We start from the raw sequence: 18,607 nt of genomic DNA on the forward strand, positions 1-18,607 counted from the left end.
AATATAGTTAACGGATCAGTGCGATTTTCAACTGTTCCCTGGCCTTTTGTACCAGGTCCATCGCGTCGCGCATCGCCCGGGCATGCTCCTTTGACCGCTCCCGCAACGGATCCAGCTTCTCGCGAAAACGCCCGATGACCTCCCGCCTTGCCCGAGAAGGATCCTGAGCGGCTCGCACCGCCGTCGCGACGGCCTGGGCAATCTCCCGGCGCCGGTCACTCAGGACATCATGGTAGGCCTGGGTCGCCTCGCGATGGCGCTTCTGCTCCTCGGCCACCATGCGACCAAAAAAGGCTGCCTTGTCACGCCAATAGGCGGCGGGAAAGAGGATTCTCTTCCCCTGTTCCCACAGGCCGTCACCCATGCGCAACCGGGGATCCACCACAATGTCCGCAGAGTCACCGCACCCCGTCAGCAACAAAAACGGAATCAGGACCCAAAAGAAAAAAAATCGATATCCCATCGGCACCGGAGTGGGCATCAGAAGGATTCCACGGAAAACCGGATTGTCACGTCAACGCGCCGCATATTCATTGAGCTTGTTGCGCAAGGTGCGAATGGAAATGCCAAGAAGCTCCGCCGCCCGGGTCCGATTGCCGTTGACCTCATCCAGGGTGCGGTGGATCAGGATTTCCTCCATTTCCCGCACCGTGGTCCCGATGGGCAAACGAATCGCCTCCGCATTTTCACTCAAGGAAGCGGTCGAAGAATGTGATCCCGAAGACCCGCGCTCTTCATCCTCAAGAGTGGGTTCGGCATCGATCATCAAATCCTCCGGTTCGATCGCCCGCCCTTCCGCCATGAGCAGCGCCCGCTGAATGACATTTTCCAACTCGCGAATGTTTCCCGGCCAGGAATAATTTTCCATGGCGCTCAGAGCGGCAGGGGCGAAGGGAATGTCATTGCGTCCCAGTTCGGAGATAAACCGTTTGCGAAAATGATTGGCCAACAGAAGGATGTCCCCTGCCCGCTTGCGCAACGGCGGCAGGGAGACGGGAAAGACGTTGAGACGATAATAGAGATCCTCGCGGAATTTTCCTTCTTCGGCCCATTCCTTGAGATCACGGTTGGTCGAGGCGACGACCCGAACATCCAGGGGAACCGCGCCCCGTCCGCCGACCGGATCGACCTCCCGTTCCTGCAAGACCCGCAACAGCTTGGCCTGAAGGTTGAGCGACATTTCCGAGATTTCGTCAAGGAAGATGGTCCCGCCATTGGCCTGAAGAAATTTTCCCTTGCGGTCGGTGATGGCCCCGGTGAACGCCCCCTTGGTGTGGCCGAAGAGTTCCGATTCAAGCAGGTTTTCCGGTAACGCAGCACAGTTGAGGGCGATAAAGGCCTGGCTGGCACGGTCGGAAACCTGATGGACAAACCGGGCGATCAACTCCTTGCCGGTACCACTTTCCCCCTGAATCAACACCGTGGCCTGGGATTTTCCAACCCGCCGGATCTGGTTGAGCAGACGTTTCATGCCCGAATCGCTCGACAACAGACGGCGACCGTTGCCAAGCTCCGGATCGAAAAAGCGTGCCAGATAATTGTTGAGATGGGTTTTGAGCAGTTCGTTTTCGATGGGCAGCATCAGATAGTCCGCCGCACCGATACCGATGGCCTCCCTGGCATCGGTCACGCTGCCCTGGATGGCGGCGGCAAGGACCGGCAGACCACGGTGGAGAAAAGTGATTTCCCGAATCCATTCCAGGGACTCGCTGCCCGAATCCAATGCGACGATGACCATCCCCACGGTGGAATTGCCGATCCGGGAACGAACATCATCGCCGAAAGGAATCAGGGAGGGCCGACATCCATGGGCCGCGATCTGACCCGCCAGGTTCTTCAGGGCAAGGGTGTCATGTCCGATCAGGATGATTTCATTGCGCTCCGTCATCATGGTCACCTGCCGGCTTCCATAGCCATTTCCAATTGTAAAGCGTTTTCGGAGGATACCCGTGCCCAGGAGGTTCCCGGAGCCAGTTCGGCCGCGCTCAGGTATCGCTGTCTGGCCTCTTCGAAACGACCCGATTTTTGCAGGATATCGCCAACTCGAATATTGGCAAGGGATTGAATCTCCTTGTCTTCGGCCTCCTGGGCAACCTTCTGGAAGGGTTCAAGTGCCCGTTCATCCCCCTTCCAGAGTTGAATGACCGTGGCATAGTTGTAATAATCCAGGCCATCGCCCATGGGGCGGTTGGAAAGAAGATATTCCAGATGTTTGACCGCATGGGGAAACCGGCCCCGCCCCAATTCCGCCTTGGCCATGAGACGGAGGCGACGTTCCCGGTCACGGTCGCCAAGCAATCCCTCCGGAAGCGGTTCCAGAAGCAGTTGCACCGCTTCCCACTCCTCCCTGTCGAGCGATCGCCCCGCTTCGGCCAGACGGACCCGGGCCACCTCGCGGGTCATGGCGCCCCCCAGTTTTCCCTCCGCGCGCGCTTCCTGCAACCAGTTGCCCGTGGCAAGAATCCGCGACAACTGCCGCAAGGAGTCGGCGGCATCATCATCGAGGTTTTCAAGGACCGCCATCGAGGTGACGTTGTCTCCCATCTGCATGAGCGCCTCGGCCAGGAGAATGCGTGGCCTGGCGAATTCCGGATCCTTGCGCCAATCCTGACCATGGATTTCCCCGAGCAAGGCGGCAAACTCGGGACGCCCTTCCTCCATGGCGGCGGTCATCCCTTTTTCCAGAAGCTCCTTCTTGAGCCGGACCGCGCGACGCACGACCGCAGTGCTTTCTGTCATGGTAAGCAGGTTGTTCAGGGTTTCGATGCTTTCACGGTACTGGCGATCGTTTCCCAGCAGTTCGCCCCGCACCAGATAGGCCTCCGCCAGGGCGTTGGGAAGGGCAATCGAGGCGATCACCTTGTCAAGTTTTTCCAGACGTTCCTTGAAAGTCAGTTGTTGTTCCAGGCCCAACTGAAAAATCTGACTCCAGACCGCGGCATCGGAACCAGAATACTGTTTTCGCAGACGTTCGAACAGCCTTCGGGCATCTTCGAGCCGTTCCCGAGCCAGTTCCACTTCCTGCCGTTCCTGGGCGGCATGGGACAGTTGCAGACTCGATTCCGCCGCCCGCAACATGGCCCACGGAACAATGTTGGCCTGATCGGGAAAGGCATCCATGAACATGGCATAGTATTGGAACGCCTTGGTAAAGGCGCCGTACTTGTAATACAGGTCGGCAATGCCCATGATCCGATCCGGGACCATGCCGAGAAAGCCCAGATGCTCGGGGGTGAGCCGTTCGAGGACGGCAAGGGTGGCTTCGGGATCCTGTTTCAAATCCTTGACCTGGGCCTTGAGATAATGGGCCGTGGCGGCATGTTCGCCATGACCGAACGTAAGGGCGTTCACCTGATCCAGCAGGTTTTCCGCCTCGGTGGCGAAACGGGATTCGTTGGGATGGGCCTTGGCCAGACCAAGGTGCGTTCGCGCCTGTTCCAAAAGTAAAACCGTCTTCTCGCGTGGCAGATTGGGGTCGTTCATCATTCCCAGGGCATTTTCAAAACGACCCGCGTCGTTGAACAATTGCAATTGCAGGAACCGATGCCTCGGATGATTGGCGGAGTTGGGGTGTCGTGCAATGGCCGTTTCCAGTTCGCTCAGAAGCCAACCCGGTTTCCACGCCATCCGCCGGGCAAGGTCAAGCCGCAGAAAATCGATAACCTCCCGGTTCGGCGTATCGGGAAAGGTTTCGAGCAGGCTTCCAAGATAGCCGCGGGCATTCTCGTAGCGGTGGTCCTTCTCGAATTCCCTGGCCGATTTCCAGAAATGATCCTCCGTGACTGCCTTCTTGGCAAGCATCTTGGTCTCGCTGGAAGCCTCGTACAGCGGAAACAGGCGGTTGAGGGGTTTGACGATATTCTGCTCCAGGTCGCCTTCCCTTTGGGCAATGATCCGTTTGGCGTCGCTGTCGCGCCCGACATCGCGGGGACTCAGGATTTCGACGATGAAATAGCCCGCCTTGGCGCTTTCATGGAAATGGACCGAATGCGCCTTTTCGTTGAGCAATACCTCAAGTTCCGAGTGCCCTTCGGGAAATTCATAGGCGAACACATTTTCCACCAATCCCCCGCCGACGACAGGTCTCCAGGTTTCCGCCAGACGCGCCGCCTTCAGATGGATCCGGACAACCGGATTGCTCCCTTTTTCAATGTTTTTCTGGATTTCGGTCGAACCGGTATGGGAAAGAATCAAAAGCGTCCCATCCCGCCCCGGAAGAACCAGACCCTCGCGCAATTTCATGGCGGCGTTGGGTTCGGGCGCGGGTTCCTCGTCGATTTCGAACTGGTATTGCGCTCCGGTGACCGGATCCTCGGTTCCCAACGATTCGCGAAAATTCAGGTTTGGTTTCTTCAGTTCCAACGTGACCCAAAGCCCCATCTTGCGCGCCGGAATGCTTTCCACCGCAAGCGACTTGACCCAGGGAGACCGCTCCACTTTGAAGTCACTGGCCGGAAGCGCCAGTATGTTGTGGACTGTCAACAGAAGTTTCGTCGGCTCCACCAGTTCGAGCGTTGGTTTCATCGCTCCGGGGGGAATCGTGAAGGAAAAAACCTCGCGCTTTCCCTCGTCGGCGGTCGTATGCTTCAAACTGGTGAAAAAAGCCAGTGCCTCGGAAACCGGAAACACTGCGAGAAAAACCGCGAAAACCGCGGCAAAAATGATTCCGGACGGGCCGGAAAACCTCTTCGATTCGATGACAGATTGACGCTTCGTCATATCTCGGTCCCCGCGGGTTCCAACCCTTTTTTCTTGATCTTTTCCACCAGCGTGGTACGGTTGAGGTTCAGAAGACGGGCCGCCTTGTTCTTGTTCCACCCGGTGGAGTTGAGCGCCGAAAGAATCAGATTGTTCTCAAAGTTGGCGACTTCGGTGTTGAAATCGATTCCGGAGGTGACGATCGGATTATGCACAAAATTGGTGATCGGCATCACCGGCGGCTCGCCATCCTCGTCGTCCGGCGCCTCGGCGATGCTGCCATTGAACATTTTCTCCGGCAGGTCTTCCGGTTTGACCTGGCCGTCGGCGAGAATGGTCAACCGTTCAATGAGGTTTTCCAGTTCGCGGACATTGCCGGGCCACGGGTAGATCTTGAGAAGTTCCATGATTTCTTCGGAGATGAAATTTTCGACAATGGGACTGTCGCATTTCTTCAGGAAGTGTTCCACCAGGAGGGGAATATCGACGATCCGGTCACGCAATGGCGGAACATTGATGGGAACAACGTTGAGACGATAGAACAGATCTTCGCGAAAACGGCTCTGCGCCACTTCCATTTCCAGGTTCTTGTGGGTGGCGGTAATGACCCGCACATCGACCCGGATCGGTTTGGTCGCCCCCACCGGATCGACCATTTTCTCCTGCAACACCCGCAGCATCTTGACCTGAAGTTTCGGACTCATGTCGCCGATTTCATCGAGAAACAGGGAGCCGCCGTTGGCCAGTTCGAACCGTCCCATCCGATTGTTCGCAGCCCCCGTAAACGCCCCCTTGACGTGTCCAAAGAGTTCCGATTCGAGCAGATCCTCGGGAATGGCGCCGCAGTTGACCGGGATGAACGGTTGATCGGCCCGCGGTGAAAGGTCGTGCAGCGCCCTGGCGATCAGTTCCTTGCCCGTTCCGCTTTCGCCATGGATCAGGACCGTCGATTGCGACGATGCGACCTTTTCGATCAGCTTGTAGAGCTTTTGCATCCGGGGGGATTTGCCGATGATTCCGTACATGATGTCAATAAGGCGTCTTTGTGTTGGATATGGCCGGGAGCCCTTGGTGAACCGGGGGCGGTTTTCCTGATTGCGTCAAAATTCCAACGGCTAAAGTACGACAATTAATCATCCTCAACAAGTTGCTTTCTTTGTTTTCGGCCTCATTTTTTTTCCCGGCCCGTTTGGCACGATGGCGGCATGATGAAGAAACGACGAACTCGAAATCAGAAAAAGGCGATGAACAATACCGTTTTTCCAGGTTCCCGGGCCCCCGTGGTCGCGTGGATCCGGTTTTTGGCGCTGCGCCTGGACCGGTCGCATCTGAGTTTCGAAAATGGAATGCAAAATCCATACCATGAGGCGGAATACCTGACGGCATTCGCTTTTGACATCCCTTTGGATTCGTTGGATTCCTCCTTGAACGCCGCTCCTCCCGCCGATGCCCGGCGACGAATGGAGCAAATCATCGAACAAAGGATTGGCCGTGGTCTTCCCGCCGCCTACATTACCGGAGAGGCTTTTTTCGCCGGGCATCGTTTTCTGGTGGATCGGCGGGTATTGATTCCGCGGTCGCGCATCGAGAATCTGTTCGACGACAAGCCGGGATTCGGCGCCTTGGTTTCCCTTCCCGAAACGCCGTTGGTCCTGGATCTGTGTACGGGGAGCGGTTGTCTGGCGATTGCCTTGGCCTTGGCTTTTCCAGGGGCCGTGATCCACGCCTCCGATCATTCCCCGGACGCCTTGGCGGTGGCTCGTGACAATGTGGCGCGATTTGGGCTCGAAGCGCAGGTATTGTTGTTCCACGCCGATCTTTTCCAGGGATTGCCCAAGGTTCGTTACAATCTGATCGTCACCAATCCTCCCTATGTTTCCCGAGAGACCATGGCAACCTTGCCGCGGGAATACCGTCATGAGCCTGCCATGGCCCTTGACGGGGGGGTGACGGGGTTGGATCTGGTGAGGCGTATTCTCGCCGAGGCGGGAGGGGTTCTCGCACCGGGGGGGGGGGTGATCTGTGAGGTGGGTGATGAAGGAGAGGAGACACTCATGCGCCTCTGGCCCGAATTTCCGGGAAAATGGATCCCGTTTCATTTTGGGGCGAGCGGCGTTTTTTTTCTGGATCGCCCTTCGTGGCCCGATGTGGTGCCGATTTGACGGAAAAGGGAAACCCCAAAAGTTTGGTAACCGCCCAGGCCGCTTTCGGGTTTAATTATTGAAAGAAAAAAGGTAACTGCCCAGGTACCCCCCGGTTCGAGATTATTGAAAGAAAAAAGGGGTCTGGGGGTACCTGGGCAGTGACGCAAAATCAAAAACAAAATCAAAACCCTGGGGGCAATCCCCCAGACCCCTTTTTTCTTTCAATAATCTCGAACCGGGGGGGGCTGGGCAGTTACGTCTTCTGGAAGTCACTCACCCCTCCGGCCCCGCCAAACGACTGACATCGGCAACCCTCTGGAACGCCTGGCGCACCCGAGCCAAAAGAGCCAGACGGTTCAAACGCTTCGTCGCATCGGGATCCATCACCAAAACCGCTTCGAAGAAGGTGTCGATTTCGGGACGAAGCCGGGCCAGATGATCCAGGGCATCATGATAATTGCCATCCCGCACCGCTGCGGCCACCACCCGATCCGTCGCATCAATCCTCTGGCAAAGATCCCGCTCGCTCGCTTCGGATAACGCCGCGGCATCCAGGAAATGCTCCCGCCAGGGATCCTCCGCCTTCTGTAGAATGTTGGCGATCCTCTTGTTGGCCGCCACCAGAGCCGCATACGAGGAAAGTTTCCTGAACCGGTCCAGGGCGTTGACACGCTGCCATGCATCCTGGAGATCATCCAATCCCAACACCTGAACCGCATCGATCAGATCATGGTCGAAACCTTGGGTTTTTAAATGATTCTGCAACCGCCCGTAGATGAAGGTCATCAGATGATCGATCGTCTGTCGCCGCGAATGCTCCAGAAGTCCCGGGGCATAGGCATCAAACGCCGATTCGAGAAGCGGCAATAAAGGAAACCGCGGCGTTTTTGCATCAAGCAGGATGCGAATCACCCCCAGGGCGGCACGGCGCAGCGCAAACGGATCCTTGGCGCCCGTGGGCACCAGTCCGACCGCGAAACAACCGACCAGGGTATCAAGTTTGTCGGCCATGGAAAGCAGACGCCCTTCCAGATGCCCAGGCAAACCGTCCGCAGCCCCCTGGGGACGGTAGTGTTCGCCAATCGCCGCCACCACCGCGGCATCCAGGCCATCATGCCGGGCATAGTAGCCGCCCATGATCCCCTGCAATTCGGGAAACTGCCCCACCATGCCACTCACCAGGTCGCACTTGCACAAACCCGCCGCCAGCCGGACATGCTCTGGATCCACACGCCCGTCCGCCAACGCCACCAGCCGCTCCGCCAGACGCTCGATCCGCACCGTCTTGTCGTACAAACTTCCCAGACGCGCCTGAAATACCACTTTTTTCAGCATCTCGCGCCGCTGCCACAACGGCTGGCGACGATCCTCATGCCAATAGAAGGCGGCATCCTCCAGACGGGCGCGCAAAACCCGTTCATATCCCCGGACCACCAGGGTCGGATCGGAGACCTCGGTATTGGAAACGGCGATGAAACAGGGAAGAAGACCGCCGTCGGCATCCTCGACGGGAAAATATTTCTGATGGTTCTTCATCGACGTGGACAGCACCTCGGGAGGAATGTCGAGGTAACCGGGATCGAACCGTCCAAGAACCGGTATCGGCCATTCGGTCAGATTGGCGTTTTCAAGCAGCAGTTCCTCCGCCACCCGCGCCCGGCCACCCGCCTGGGCGGCAAGACGATGAACCCCCTCCTCGATGATTTCCCGTCGCCGGGACATCTCCAGGATCACCCGTCCCTCGGCCAACGCCCGGGTGTACCCCTCGATGCCCGTGACCGTGAACGGACCACGCCCCATGAACCGGTGTCCCTCGGTGTGGTTCCCCGCCATCAGACCATCCACCGTCCCGAAAGGAAGCACCGCGCCATCGAGCAACGCCACCATCCAGCCGATGGGCCGGACAAACCGCGTCCGCCCCCCACCCCAACGCTGGGTCTTGGGCCAGGGAAACCCTTCCAGGATCCGGGTCATGATGCCGGGCAGCAATTGCGCCGCCTCCTGTCCCGTTTTCTGGATCGAATACGCCAGGTAGACCCCCTTGGACGTCTCGATGCGCCGCAGTTGCGCCACCGTCACGCCGCAACCGCGGGCAAAGCCTTCCGCCGCCCGGGTCGGATTGCCCGCCGCATCGAAGGCGCGGTCCACGGGTGGTCCGCGCATCTCCTCGACCCGGTCCGCCTGACGGGCCGCCAAGCCGGTCACCGCCACCATCAATCGCCGCGGAGTCCCCTGGCTTTCGATCCGGGTCGTCCCCGAAACATGCAGCCCCACCTCCCGCACCTGTTTTTCCATTTCCTGGGCGAAATACCCGACCCCTTCGGGCAGCATTCCCGCCGGAATCTCCTCGCAACCGATTTCCCATAAAAATTCCATCACGGCCTGATCCTCTTCATCCATTGGGTCGGGTAGCGGATTTCTTCAGCAGCGGATGCCCCAGGACTTCCCGTTGCCGGACATAGGCCTCCGCCACCGTCCGGGCCAGATTGCGGACCCGACCGATGTAACCTGCCCGTTCGGTGACGCTGATGGCGCCGCGGGCATCGAGAAGATTGAAAGCGTGGGAACACTTGATCACCTGATCGTAGGCGGGCAATGGCAGTTGGGCCCCGGCCAGGGCAATGGCCTCTTTTTCGTGCATCGAAAACAGTTGAAACAGCATGGCGGTATCGGCCTGCTCAAAATTGAAACGGGAATATTCCACCTCGTTCTGGTGAAACACATCGCCATAGGTGATGTCCCCCGACCATTGCAGGTCGAAAACGTTTTCCCGGCCTTGAATATACATGGCCAGACGTTCCAGGCCGTAGGTGATCTCTCCCGAAACCGGATCAAGGTCGATGCCGCCGACCTGTTGAAAGTAGGTGAACTGGGTCACCTCCATCCCATCGAGCCACACCTCCCAACCCAGGCCCCACGCCCCCAGGGTCGGGCTTTCCCAATCGTCCTCGACAAACCGAATGTCGTGCTGCCCCGGCCTGATGCCGATGGCCACGAGCGATTCAAGATACAGATCCTGAATGTTGGCGGGAGAAGGTTTCAGGATCACCTGAAATTGGTAATAGTGTTGCAGACGATTGGGATTTTCGCCATAACGACCATCGCTCGGACGCCGGGAGGGTTGTACATAGGCGGTACGCCACGGTTCCGGTCCTAAAACGCGCAAAAAGGTTCCGGGATGAAACGTCCCCGCCCCGACCTCCATATCCATGGGCTGCACCACCACGCATCCCTGTCGGGACCAATAATCCTGCAAGGCAAAGATCAATTCCTGAAAAGTCACCTAAAACGCTCCACTTGAAATTTTATTGAATGGTGTGAATAATCTCGCTGGACAGGATCGGCTGTCAAGCGACACCCTGGCACCCGTGGAAAATAAAGTCAAAAACAAAATCAAAACCTTGGGGCGTTGCCCCAAACCCCACTGGGAAGGGGTTTCCCCTTCCCAGACCCATCCATGCTGTTTTTCCTCTTGAAGGATCCGGGTATGGTCCGCTGATGGTTCATCTTTACGCAATCACTTTGTTCCTGATCATCATCATCACCCTTCCTCTTTGGGTATGGCGCTATTGGACCACCCCCAAATACCGCGGCACCATCCTGGAACGCCTCGGAATGAACATCGAACAACGGGACAATGCCCCACGCATCTGGATCCATGCCGTCAGCGTCGGTGAAACCCTGGCGGCACAGGAATTGATCGCCACCCTCAAGAAAACCCATCCCGACATCGAACTGGTCCTCTCCACCGTGACCCGGACCGGACGTCAGGTCGCCCTTGAGAAGATACCCCATCTGGCCAAAATCTTCCATCTTCCCATCGATCTTCCATCAATCACCCACCGCGTCATGCGCCGGATTCGCCCGACACTCCTTTTGATCCTGGAAACCGAACTCTGGCCCGGACTCTTCGCCGCCGCCGCCCGAAATCAGGTACCCATCGTCATCGTCAATGGACGCATCTCTCCCCGATCCCACGCCAATTATCGCAAAGCGCGCTTTTTCATGAGCCGTTTTCTCGCCCCGGTGCGACTGTTCATCATGCAATCGGACCTGGATGCGGAGCGACTGGCATCCATCGGCGCCCCCAGACCGCGAATCCGAGTCTCGGGCAACATCAAGTATGACCAGGCCCTGATTCCCCCCTCCGCCGAAGCCCTGGCCGAACTGGAACGACGCCTCGGACCGACCACCACCGATCCCTGTCTCCTCGCCGCCAGCACCCACCCCGGAGAAGAGGAAATCATCCTCAAGGTCTACCGGCGCCTCCTGGAACGCCATCCCACACTGCGCCTGATCATCGTCCCCCGTCACCCGGAGCGGGCAGAACAGGTCGGACAACTCATCCATGATCATGGCTTGACGGTGCAAACCCTCTCCCAGGCCGACGGATCCTGGGCCGGGCACGTCCTTCTGGTCGATCGGGTCGGCTGGCTGACGCGCCTGTACCGTCTGGCCCGCCTGGTCTACGTCGGCGGCTCCCTGATCCCCCATGGCGGTCAAAACATGTTGGAGGCCGCCGCCTGGAGCCTCCCCACCGCCTTCGGACCACATACCTTCAATTTCAAGGATGTCTCGCGACTTCTGCTGGAAGCGAGGGGGGCGTTTCAAGTCAAGGACGCGGAAGACCTGCATGCCATCTTTTCCCGCTGGCTCGAAGAACCCGAAACCCACGAAACCATGGGCCGGGCAGCCCGTCGGGTCGTCGAAGCCAATGCCGGCGCCCTGCGACGCACCCTGGCCGAGATCGACGCCATCCTCGAAGAATCGGGACATGCCCCCACTGCGCCCCCTTCTTGACGGAAGCCGCCCCCCCGCCGATTGGCTGGAACGTCGTCTTCTGGAACTCCTCGGGACCCTGGGCGCCGGTTACGGCTGGATCCAGGCGGGTCGTTTCTGGGCCTATCGAAAAAATCTCCTGACCCGGTGGCAAGGGACGTGTCCGGTGATCAGCGTCGGCAACCTGACCGCCGGAGGGACCGGAAAGACCCCGATGGTTGCCTGGCTGGGACGATTCTTTCTCGATCGCGACGTCCCCCTGGCCATCGTCAGCCGCGGCTACCGACAACGCGCCACAGGCGCCGTCACGGTGGTCGCGGACCGCAAAAAAAGACTGCTCGATGCCCCCGAGGCGGCGGATGAAGCAGTCCTGCTGGCCCAGGAACTGCCAGGGGTGGCGGTACTCACCGGACCCGACCGCCGCCGTCTCATCCACTTCGCCACCCACCACCTGGGATGCCGCCTTGCCATCATGGACGATGGTTTTCAACACCTGCCGGTCCGGAGGGACCTGGATCTGTTGCTCCTGGACGCCCAGACCCCCTGGGGCAATGGCCGCCTGCTGCCAGGAGGAATCCTGCGCGAATTTCCCGAAGCCCTGCGCCGCGCCGACGGCATTCTCTTCACCCGCGCCGGCGACGATTTCGACCCCGCCGCCGCCGCCGCCATGATCCATCATATCGCCCCGGAAATACCGACGGCCCACTGCCATCATGAACCACGATACTGGCTCGATGCCACCCGAGGCGAAAAACACCCCCTGGAAACGCTCCGGAACCGGAATGTCCTCGCCTTCTGCGGCATCGGTCATCCGGAAAGTTTCCGCGCCCTTCTCGTGGAACAGTCGGTCAATCCCCTGGACCTGATCATTTTTCCCGACCATCACCCCGTCACGAGCAGCCAACTGCGCGAATTGGCAAGACATGCCGGGATTCTCGGAGCCACCGCCCTGGTCACGACCCGGAAGGACCTGGTGAAAATCACCACGCCACCGCCCGATCCGCCATTATTCGCCCTGGACATCGGCATCCGGTTTCCCGAACCGCCCCCCTGGCTACTCGAACGATTGGAGCGGCTGGCGGTGCGGGCAATCGCTCCCTGAAAAACCGCTGCAAACCGCCAGGGAACCCGTACTGCCTTCGGGAAAGGCGCCGCCGATCTGGTTCGCGACCGGTTTTCTCGCCACGCGACGGCGGTCAACCTCCGCATCGCCCTTCGGCCACCACTGCAGCGGATAACGACGCCCTGGAGCCAGATTGTTGACCACGAGGGCGACCAGCAACATGATCAGGGCCCCGGAAAGGGCCGGCGCCAGGGGATAGAGCCACCCCAACGAATGGATTTCATCCGAACCGATGACCGCGATGAGGGCAGTCGCCCCCCCGGGTGGATGCAGCGTCCGGGTCCATTGCATGACGACGATCGCCAGGGAAACCGCCAACGCCGCCGCAAGCCAGGGAACCTGTCCCACCCCCTGAAATACCGCGACCCCCACCACCCCCGACAGCAGATGTCCCCCGAGAAGATTGCGGGGTTGCGCCAGGGGCGAGGTGATGGCCCCATGAATCAGTACCGCGGACGCGCCAAAAGAACCAAGAATCAAGACCAGATCCCGCGGGACAAACCATCGTTCATGCAACCATGCCACCAAACCGATGCCAAGAAAAGCGCCCAACCAGGACCAGAACATCTCCCGCAACGGCATCGGTTCCGGGGCTGTCCCTCCCCCGGCCATTTTCTTCAATAATCCAGACATGCTGCCTCCTCCCGGGTTTCAATGACTCCACCTGCTCCAATTGCAAACGATCTCGGGACCCGTCCCACCCCGGTTCCACCAGAACGATCCGAACACCCTGTCCCGGCCACCATCTTGGCACGCCCCTTGATTGATTCAGGGAAAGATTTTTCTCAGTCCAAGGAGATGTCCATGTCGAATCGTTCGGAAAAACAAACCTGTACCGCGATCAGCCGTTCGGAGATGCCAGCGCGTTTCATTGGAATCTTGACACCCGCCGAGTTTGGCGAAATGGTGGAGTATGGGTTCATCCGCGCCACACCCGAAAACCAGGACAACCCTTTCGAAACATTGACCGAACAGTTTCTCCCGAGCATTCATCGCGGTCGTCTGTGCGATGCCTTGAACAATCGCGGATGTTTCGACCAGCCCACGTTCATCCGTCTTGGGAAAAGATGGCCCCAGTTGGAAATGGCCGAAGTTTTTCCCGGGAATCGTCAACGCACGCCCCCGTCGCTCCCCTTGTCCGCCTGATGCCCACCGGAAACCATCCGATGGAACGGCGCGTCTATTTCGTTGCCGGTGATCTGCTTGCAACCGGTGTCGCGGGATGGCTGGCGGCCCTGGTTGTTCTGGACTGGACCCCCTGGCAAGGTTCGACGATGCACACCATGATGGGTGGCATGGCGCTTGGCATGATGACGGGAATGCTGACGGCATTCGTGTTCATTCCCGTTTTCGGGGCCATGGAGGTCATGTTGCCCGTCATGCTGGCGGGCATGGTTTCGGGCATGCTGACGGGAATGGGATTGGCCCTGGACTGGCTTGATCCGGGCCTGGCCGGTCCGGTTGGCATCGCCTCCGGTGTTCTTGGCTATCTTTGGACCTTTCTGGTTCATCTGCGGGTTGGAGGAACACTCCATGGCCCTTGATCCGGCAACCAGAGACAAAACCCGGCAAAAATGGGATCGGGCCGCGGCATGGTTCGATTTCAGCGCCGCGTGGGGCACCGAACGAAGGTGGGCGCCATTCAAGAAAAACCTTTTCGCCTCGATGAACGGAAACATCCTGTTCATGGCGGCGGGAACGGGGCTTGATTTTCCCTGCTTTCCCCCGGGAAAGACGATCACCGCCATCGACATCAGTCCAAACATGGTGCAACGGGCCGCCCGGAGAGCAAACAACTACCCCGGACACATCGAACTCATTGAAATGGACGCCACCGCCATGACTTTCGCCGATGGCCATTTCGATCAGGTCTTCACCTCCTGCACCTTCTGCTCCGTCCCCGACCCGGTGGCGGGTCTCAAGGAGATACGCCGCGTCCTGAAACCGGGCGGAACGCTTGCAATGTTCGAACATACGGGCAGCAAAATCTTTCCCTTCAACCTGATGCTGCACCTCATGACCCCCATCAGCCGCGCCTTCGGCCCGGAAATGAACCGCGATACCCTGAACAACCTCGATCGCGCCGGATTCGCCATTCAACGGGTGGAAAACCATTTCCTCGATGTCGTCCGCTCCATCCATGCCCAATCCCCCCACCATGGGTGAATCCACCTCAGTCGCCGCCACCTTGTCGCGCGGATAAAAACGGGACCGTTTCAAGCTACTCCATCCATCGGCTTTCGATCAAGAGAAACATGCCTGTGAACAATGGTCGTCTTCGTTTCCCGCATCGTTCGGCGACGAAAAAAGGATTGCCTGCGTTTCATGAACGGTGGATGATGAAGGAGGTCGTGGGCGTTGTCCTTTGCGGCCCCGAAATTCGCGAAAACCGTTTGTTCGCCAGCCGCCAGAACGAACAAAAAAAGGCGTTCGAGACGATCAAAGAAGACCGTTTCCATGATCGATGACCTTGCCAACCGTTCCCATTCGTCACGACGCCACGCCATGAGGTTCGGCACCACCCCTCTTTCCGGAGGGATGACGCGCTTCAACCTTTGGGCCCCCAAGGCAAAAACGGTCCATTTGTGCCGATCCTTCGCCGCGTCCCAGGCTTCGGTCCTCCCCCTCGACCCGGCGGATCCCGGCGTCCCCCGCGAAATGATCGTACACGAGGAGGGATGGTTTTCCCTGGAAGCCTTTGCCCCGCCCGGTACACACTACCATTTTCGTATCGACGACCGGCATGATGTCCCCGATCCCGCCTCGCGGCATCAACCCGATGGGGTCCATGGCGACAGTCGGGTGGTCGATCCGGGAAGTTTTCACTGGCTGGATGAATCATGGCGCGGTCGTCCCTGGCACGAGGCGATCGTCCATGAACTTCATGTGGGTACCTTCTCCCCCGAGGGAACCTTCGATGGAATCACCCGCCGCCTGGAATTCCTGGCGGACCTGGGGGTGACCGCCCTGGAACTCATGCCATTGGCCGATTTTCCGGGCCGTTTCGGTTGGGGATATGATGGGGTGGCGTTGTTCGCCCCCTGTTCACGATATGGTGATCCCGACACACTGAAAAACCTTGTCCAGGAGGCCCATCGCCGGGGCCTGATGGTGCTGTTGGACGTGGTGTACAACCATTTCGGACCCGAGGGCAATTATCTGCACCTCTACGCCCCCTCCTTCGTTCATCGCGACCATCATACCCCCTGGGGACGCGCCATGAACTTCGATGGCCCGAACAGCCGCTGGGTACGGCAATTCTTCATCGACAACGCCCTCTACTGGATCGAGGAGTTCCACTTCGATGGCCTGCGTCTCGATGCAGTCCAGGCAATCGAGGATCGTTCCCCGATCCACATCCTGGATGAACTCCAGGAACGGATCGCTTCGGGACCGGGGAAAAAACGACAGGTCCATCTTGTCTTCGAAAACGGCGACAACGCCACCCGTTTTCTCATCCCCAATGTAAACACCCCCCATTCGGGAGGGCGTTGCCAATGGAATGACGATTTCCATCACAGCGCCCATGTCCTCCTGACCGGAGAAAAGGACGGATACTATCGGGATTACCATCCCGACCCCCTGGGTCATCTGGTCTCCTGCCTCACGACCGGCTTTTCCTTCCAGGGAATGTTTTCACCCTACTTCAACAAGAAACGCGGCAGCCCCAGCGCCCATCTCCCCGGAGAATGTTTCATCAATTTTTTGCAAAATCATGATCAGACCGGCAATCGCCCCCAGGGAGAACGAATCCATGCCCTGGCCCCCGACGATGCGGTTCGGGCCATGACCGTCCTGCTCATGCTGGCCCCGTATCCGCCGATGCTCTTCATGGGCCAGGAATGGGGCAGTCGCACCCCTTTCTGTTTTTTTTCCGATCTGGAACCCGCGCTCCATTCGTCGATCGTCTCCGGACGGATGCGGGAAATGCACCATTTTTTCCGGCTCCGGCCCGGGGATCCGCCACCGCCCTTCCCCGACCCGATGCGCGAGGAAACCTTTCTGGCGGCAAAACTGGACTGGAACGAAACCCGGGACCCGCAACACCGCTCCTGGATCCATCTGCATCAAGAGCTGATCCGCATCCGCAAACAGGAACTCTGGCCGCGACTCGGGGCCCGGATCCCCCTGCAAACCCTCCATTCCCGACATCCCTCGGGCACCCTCGCGGTCTCCTGGTCGCTGCCGAAGGGAGAAATGCTCCACCTCCTGGCCCACCTTTTCCCCACCACCCCCCACATATCGCACCTTCCCAAGGGACATTGCCTCTTTGCCACCGTGCCACAAACGACCCTGCCCCGGCCCTGGTACGTCGGCTGGTTCATCGAAAAGACTTAAAGACCGGGCCTGTGATCAATCAGGTTGATGGCATGTCCAAGACGTTGCGTCGCCTTGTCCAATGAAACCCGCCACGCCGCCAACGCAATGTCCGATGATGGTGTATCTTTCAGGAAACTTTCGAGGAAACCTTCAAGCCGCATCATGACATCGGTGGGAATCGTCACGCCCCTGTCGTTGTCGTCCCCGGACCCCGTCTCCTCCGGTGAAGAGGCCGTTGCGGCGGAAATCCGCGCCACCTCCTTGGTATGGTCCGCCGCTTCATTGGCCGATTGAAACACCTGCCGCGCACTTTCCTTGAGTTCCTGCATCAGACCGGTCACCTGGGCGGTCGCCGCCGTCACCGTCGCCATCGCCTGATCGATCGTTTGCTGAATCCCCTCCTGGACGCCGGTGCTCCGGTCGATGGCCTCGATCGATTGGCCGATCGTATGGATCGCCTGAACGATCTCCTTGACCGCCACCTCGGAATGATGCGACGCCTCCTGCAATTCTCCGACCCCCTCGTAGATCTTGCGTGTCGCCTCCGCGGTCTTCAAGGCCAGATCCTTGACCTCGTTGGCCACCACCGAAAACCCCTTCCCCAACGCCCCCGCCCCCGCCGCCTCAATGCTGGCGTTCAAGGCGAGCATGTTGGTCTGCTTGGCGATGATGCGAATCATATCGACGATGGACTGGATCTTCCGGGTGGCGCCGATGAAACGCTCCATGGAACCGGTGACCTCCTCCGTCCTGCGTTTGGCCATGCGCGACTGCTCATGGGCCTCGCGACACAGGCCACGAACCTCGACCACGCTTGAATTCATTCTGCCGACCGACGATTTCACTTCGGTCACCGCGCCGTTGACCCCCGACAGGACCTCGCCCACACTGTCCATGCCCATGCTCATCAATTCGGTTTCGGTGGTGATGGTGCAGACGCTCTGCGAGGCATCCTCGGTCGATTGGGCGATCCGCTCCAGTTCCCGCAAACGATCCAGCCTCTTGGAATCAAGGGATTCCTGGACATCAATCCCCTGGAACATGGCGTGAATTTCCCGCAATCCAGTCACCATTTCCTGCCGCCATTCCCGATACGGCGTCAGGGTTTCATCAAGTTCCCGTACCGCCCGGTCCTGCAACCAAAGATGAACCTTGCGCAACGCATCGCTGACGGCACCAAAACCTTCTTCCAACCCCAACGCGCCATCGGAAACTTCCCGCGCCCCATGCCGCGCCGTTTCCTCCAGCGCCACGGGCCGCGGGTCCACCACCTTCTGATCCAATACCGCGACCACCCGCCGCCTCCAGCGCATCATCCACCACGAAAAAACGAAGAACACACTCAATACGATCCAAGACAAGAAACGAAGAATGAACACCCCCGATGCGGAGGGATCAATCATCAGCGTCAATGCCGCAAACAGCCCCAGGAGCGACCCCATGACCGTCAATGCCCCATTCATCCAAAAATGCAGGGTTTGAAGATTGTCCGTTCTTTCCATGACGCGGTCATCCCTTTGTGGTCTCTCGGTCCGGGGGCGCG

Annotated in this window: 16 protein-coding genes; 8 read left to right on the forward strand and 8 right to left on the reverse strand. The window is 59.0% G+C overall.

Features of this window, described 5'->3' with window-relative positions; genetic code table 11:
* Window positions 1-7: 7 nt before the first annotated feature.
* From HQL76_00790 to HQL76_00805, 4 genes are read right to left on the reverse strand one after another with little or no spacing between them, the layout of a single operon-like run.
* Window positions 8-481, reverse strand: coding sequence for a hypothetical protein (locus HQL76_00790; GenBank protein MBF0107698.1), 474 nt, complete (start codon window positions 479-481; stop codon window positions 8-10).
* A gap of 33 nt (window positions 482-514) precedes the next feature.
* Complete coding sequence (locus HQL76_00795; protein MBF0107699.1) at window positions 515-1,897, reverse strand: sigma-54-dependent Fis family transcriptional regulator; 1,383 nt, start codon at window positions 1,895-1,897, stop codon at window positions 515-517.
* Window positions 1,894-4,719 carry a hypothetical protein gene (locus tag HQL76_00800; GenBank protein ID MBF0107700.1) on the reverse strand — a complete coding sequence of 942 codons (2,826 nt, stop codon included), beginning with the start codon at window positions 4,717-4,719 and terminating at the stop codon, window positions 1,894-1,896. Before HQL76_00800 ends, HQL76_00795 begins: the two co-directional genes overlap by 4 nt.
* Window positions 4,716-5,723: a sigma-54-dependent Fis family transcriptional regulator gene (locus HQL76_00805; protein ID MBF0107701.1), complete on the reverse strand. Its 1,008-nt coding sequence runs from the start codon at window positions 5,721-5,723 to the stop codon at window positions 4,716-4,718. Before HQL76_00805 ends, HQL76_00800 begins: the two co-directional genes overlap by 4 nt.
* A gap of 219 nt (window positions 5,724-5,942) precedes the next feature.
* Here HQL76_00805 and prmB point away from each other — a divergent pair, with 219 nt between their 5' ends.
* The gene (prmB, locus tag HQL76_00810; protein ID MBF0107702.1) at window positions 5,943-6,860 is read left to right on the forward strand and encodes a 50S ribosomal protein L3 N(5)-glutamine methyltransferase; all 918 of its coding nucleotides are present in this window, start codon (window positions 5,943-5,945) and stop codon (window positions 6,858-6,860) included.
* 255 nt (window positions 6,861-7,115) lie between these two features.
* Here the strand turns inward: prmB and HQL76_00815 are convergent, their stop codons facing one another.
* Both HQL76_00815 and glyQ read right to left on the reverse strand, forming a co-directional pair.
* Window positions 7,116-9,221, reverse strand: coding sequence for a glycine--tRNA ligase subunit beta (locus tag HQL76_00815; GenBank protein ID MBF0107703.1), 2,106 nt, complete (start codon window positions 9,219-9,221; stop codon window positions 7,116-7,118).
* 13 nt (window positions 9,222-9,234) lie between these two features.
* Window positions 9,235-10,125 (reverse strand): glycine--tRNA ligase subunit alpha, encoded by an 891-nt coding sequence (gene glyQ, locus HQL76_00820; GenBank protein ID MBF0107704.1) that lies wholly within the window; start codon window positions 10,123-10,125, stop codon window positions 9,235-9,237.
* Window positions 10,126-10,340: 215 nt separating this feature from the next.
* Here glyQ and HQL76_00825 point away from each other — a divergent pair, with 215 nt between their 5' ends.
* Together HQL76_00825 and lpxK are read left to right on the forward strand one after the other, a co-directional pair.
* Window positions 10,341-11,642: a 3-deoxy-D-manno-octulosonic acid transferase gene (locus HQL76_00825; protein MBF0107705.1), complete on the forward strand. Its 1,302-nt coding sequence runs from the start codon at window positions 10,341-10,343 to the stop codon at window positions 11,640-11,642.
* Window positions 11,617-12,723 carry a tetraacyldisaccharide 4'-kinase gene (lpxK, locus tag HQL76_00830; GenBank protein ID MBF0107706.1) on the forward strand — a complete coding sequence of 369 codons (1,107 nt, stop codon included), beginning with the start codon at window positions 11,617-11,619 and terminating at the stop codon, window positions 12,721-12,723. Before HQL76_00825 ends, lpxK begins: the two co-directional genes overlap by 26 nt.
* On the opposite strand, the gene HQL76_00835 is transcribed toward lpxK, so the two are convergent.
* Window positions 12,676-13,377 carry an HPP family protein gene (locus HQL76_00835; GenBank protein ID MBF0107707.1) on the reverse strand — a complete coding sequence of 234 codons (702 nt, stop codon included), beginning with the start codon at window positions 13,375-13,377 and terminating at the stop codon, window positions 12,676-12,678. The two genes, lpxK and HQL76_00835, sit on opposite strands and share 48 nt — an antisense overlap.
* 171 nt (window positions 13,378-13,548) lie before the next feature.
* On the opposite strand from HQL76_00835, the gene HQL76_00840 reads away from it, so the two are divergent.
* The 5 genes from HQL76_00840 (at window position 13,549) to treZ (ending at window position 17,082) form a co-directional block, all read left to right on the forward strand.
* Window positions 13,549-13,890 carry a hypothetical protein gene (locus HQL76_00840; GenBank protein ID MBF0107708.1) on the forward strand — a complete coding sequence of 114 codons (342 nt, stop codon included), beginning with the start codon at window positions 13,549-13,551 and terminating at the stop codon, window positions 13,888-13,890.
* A gap of 20 nt (window positions 13,891-13,910) precedes the next feature.
* Window positions 13,911-14,288 (forward strand): hypothetical protein, encoded by a 378-nt coding sequence (locus HQL76_00845; protein ID MBF0107709.1) that lies wholly within the window; start codon window positions 13,911-13,913, stop codon window positions 14,286-14,288.
* Window positions 14,278-14,910, forward strand: coding sequence for a class I SAM-dependent methyltransferase (locus HQL76_00850; protein MBF0107710.1), 633 nt, complete (start codon window positions 14,278-14,280; stop codon window positions 14,908-14,910). Before HQL76_00845 ends, HQL76_00850 begins: the two co-directional genes overlap by 11 nt.
* 89 nt (window positions 14,911-14,999) lie before the next feature.
* On the forward strand, window positions 15,000-15,212 hold the full coding sequence (locus HQL76_00855) for a hypothetical protein (protein ID MBF0107711.1): 213 nt from the start codon (window positions 15,000-15,002) through the stop codon (window positions 15,210-15,212).
* Window positions 15,202-17,082: a malto-oligosyltrehalose trehalohydrolase gene (gene treZ / locus HQL76_00860; protein MBF0107712.1), complete on the forward strand. Its 1,881-nt coding sequence runs from the start codon at window positions 15,202-15,204 to the stop codon at window positions 17,080-17,082. The genes HQL76_00855 and treZ overlap by 11 nt, the downstream gene beginning before the upstream one ends.
* On the opposite strand, the gene HQL76_00865 is transcribed toward treZ, so the two are convergent.
* Entirely contained in the window at window positions 17,079-18,566 is a 1,488-nt protein-coding gene (locus HQL76_00865; protein ID MBF0107713.1) for a hypothetical protein, read from the reverse strand. The two genes, treZ and HQL76_00865, sit on opposite strands and share 4 nt — an antisense overlap.
* Window positions 18,567-18,607 lie beyond the last annotated feature (41 nt).

This window comes from Magnetococcales bacterium (assembly GCA_015228815.1).
Classification (GTDB): Bacteria; Pseudomonadota; Magnetococcia; order Magnetococcales; family UBA8363; genus UBA8363.

What these genes read in the sequence shown, in the direction of transcription:
- HQL76_00790 (MBF0107698.1), bottom strand. Translation starts at nt 481, where the DNA reads ATGCCCACTCCGGTGCCGATGGGATATCGATTTTTTTTCTTTTGGGTC.
- HQL76_00800 (MBF0107700.1), bottom strand. Translation starts at nt 4,719, where the DNA reads ATGACGAAGCGTCAATCTGTCATCGAATCGAAGAGGTTTTCCGGCCCG.
- HQL76_00805 (MBF0107701.1), bottom strand. Translation starts at nt 5,723, where the DNA reads ATGTACGGAATCATCGGCAAATCCCCCCGGATGCAAAAGCTCTACAAG.
- prmB (MBF0107702.1), top strand. Translation starts at nt 5,943, where the DNA reads ATGAACAATACCGTTTTTCCAGGTTCCCGGGCCCCCGTGGTCGCGTGG.
- HQL76_00825 (MBF0107705.1), top strand. Translation starts at nt 10,341, where the DNA reads ATGGTTCATCTTTACGCAATCACTTTGTTCCTGATCATCATCATCACC.
- lpxK (MBF0107706.1), top strand. Translation starts at nt 11,617, where the DNA reads ATGCCCCCACTGCGCCCCCTTCTTGACGGAAGCCGCCCCCCCGCCGAT.
- HQL76_00835 (MBF0107707.1), bottom strand. Translation starts at nt 13,377, where the DNA reads ATGTCTGGATTATTGAAGAAAATGGCCGGGGGAGGGACAGCCCCGGAA.
- HQL76_00840 (MBF0107708.1), top strand. Translation starts at nt 13,549, where the DNA reads ATGTCGAATCGTTCGGAAAAACAAACCTGTACCGCGATCAGCCGTTCG.
- HQL76_00845 (MBF0107709.1), top strand. Translation starts at nt 13,911, where the DNA reads ATGGAACGGCGCGTCTATTTCGTTGCCGGTGATCTGCTTGCAACCGGT.
- HQL76_00850 (MBF0107710.1), top strand. Translation starts at nt 14,278, where the DNA reads ATGGCCCTTGATCCGGCAACCAGAGACAAAACCCGGCAAAAATGGGAT.
- HQL76_00855 (MBF0107711.1), top strand. Translation starts at nt 15,000, where the DNA reads ATGCCTGTGAACAATGGTCGTCTTCGTTTCCCGCATCGTTCGGCGACG.
- treZ (MBF0107712.1), top strand. Translation starts at nt 15,202, where the DNA reads ATGATCGATGACCTTGCCAACCGTTCCCATTCGTCACGACGCCACGCC.
- HQL76_00865 (MBF0107713.1), bottom strand. Translation starts at nt 18,566, where the DNA reads ATGGAAAGAACGGACAATCTTCAAACCCTGCATTTTTGGATGAATGGG.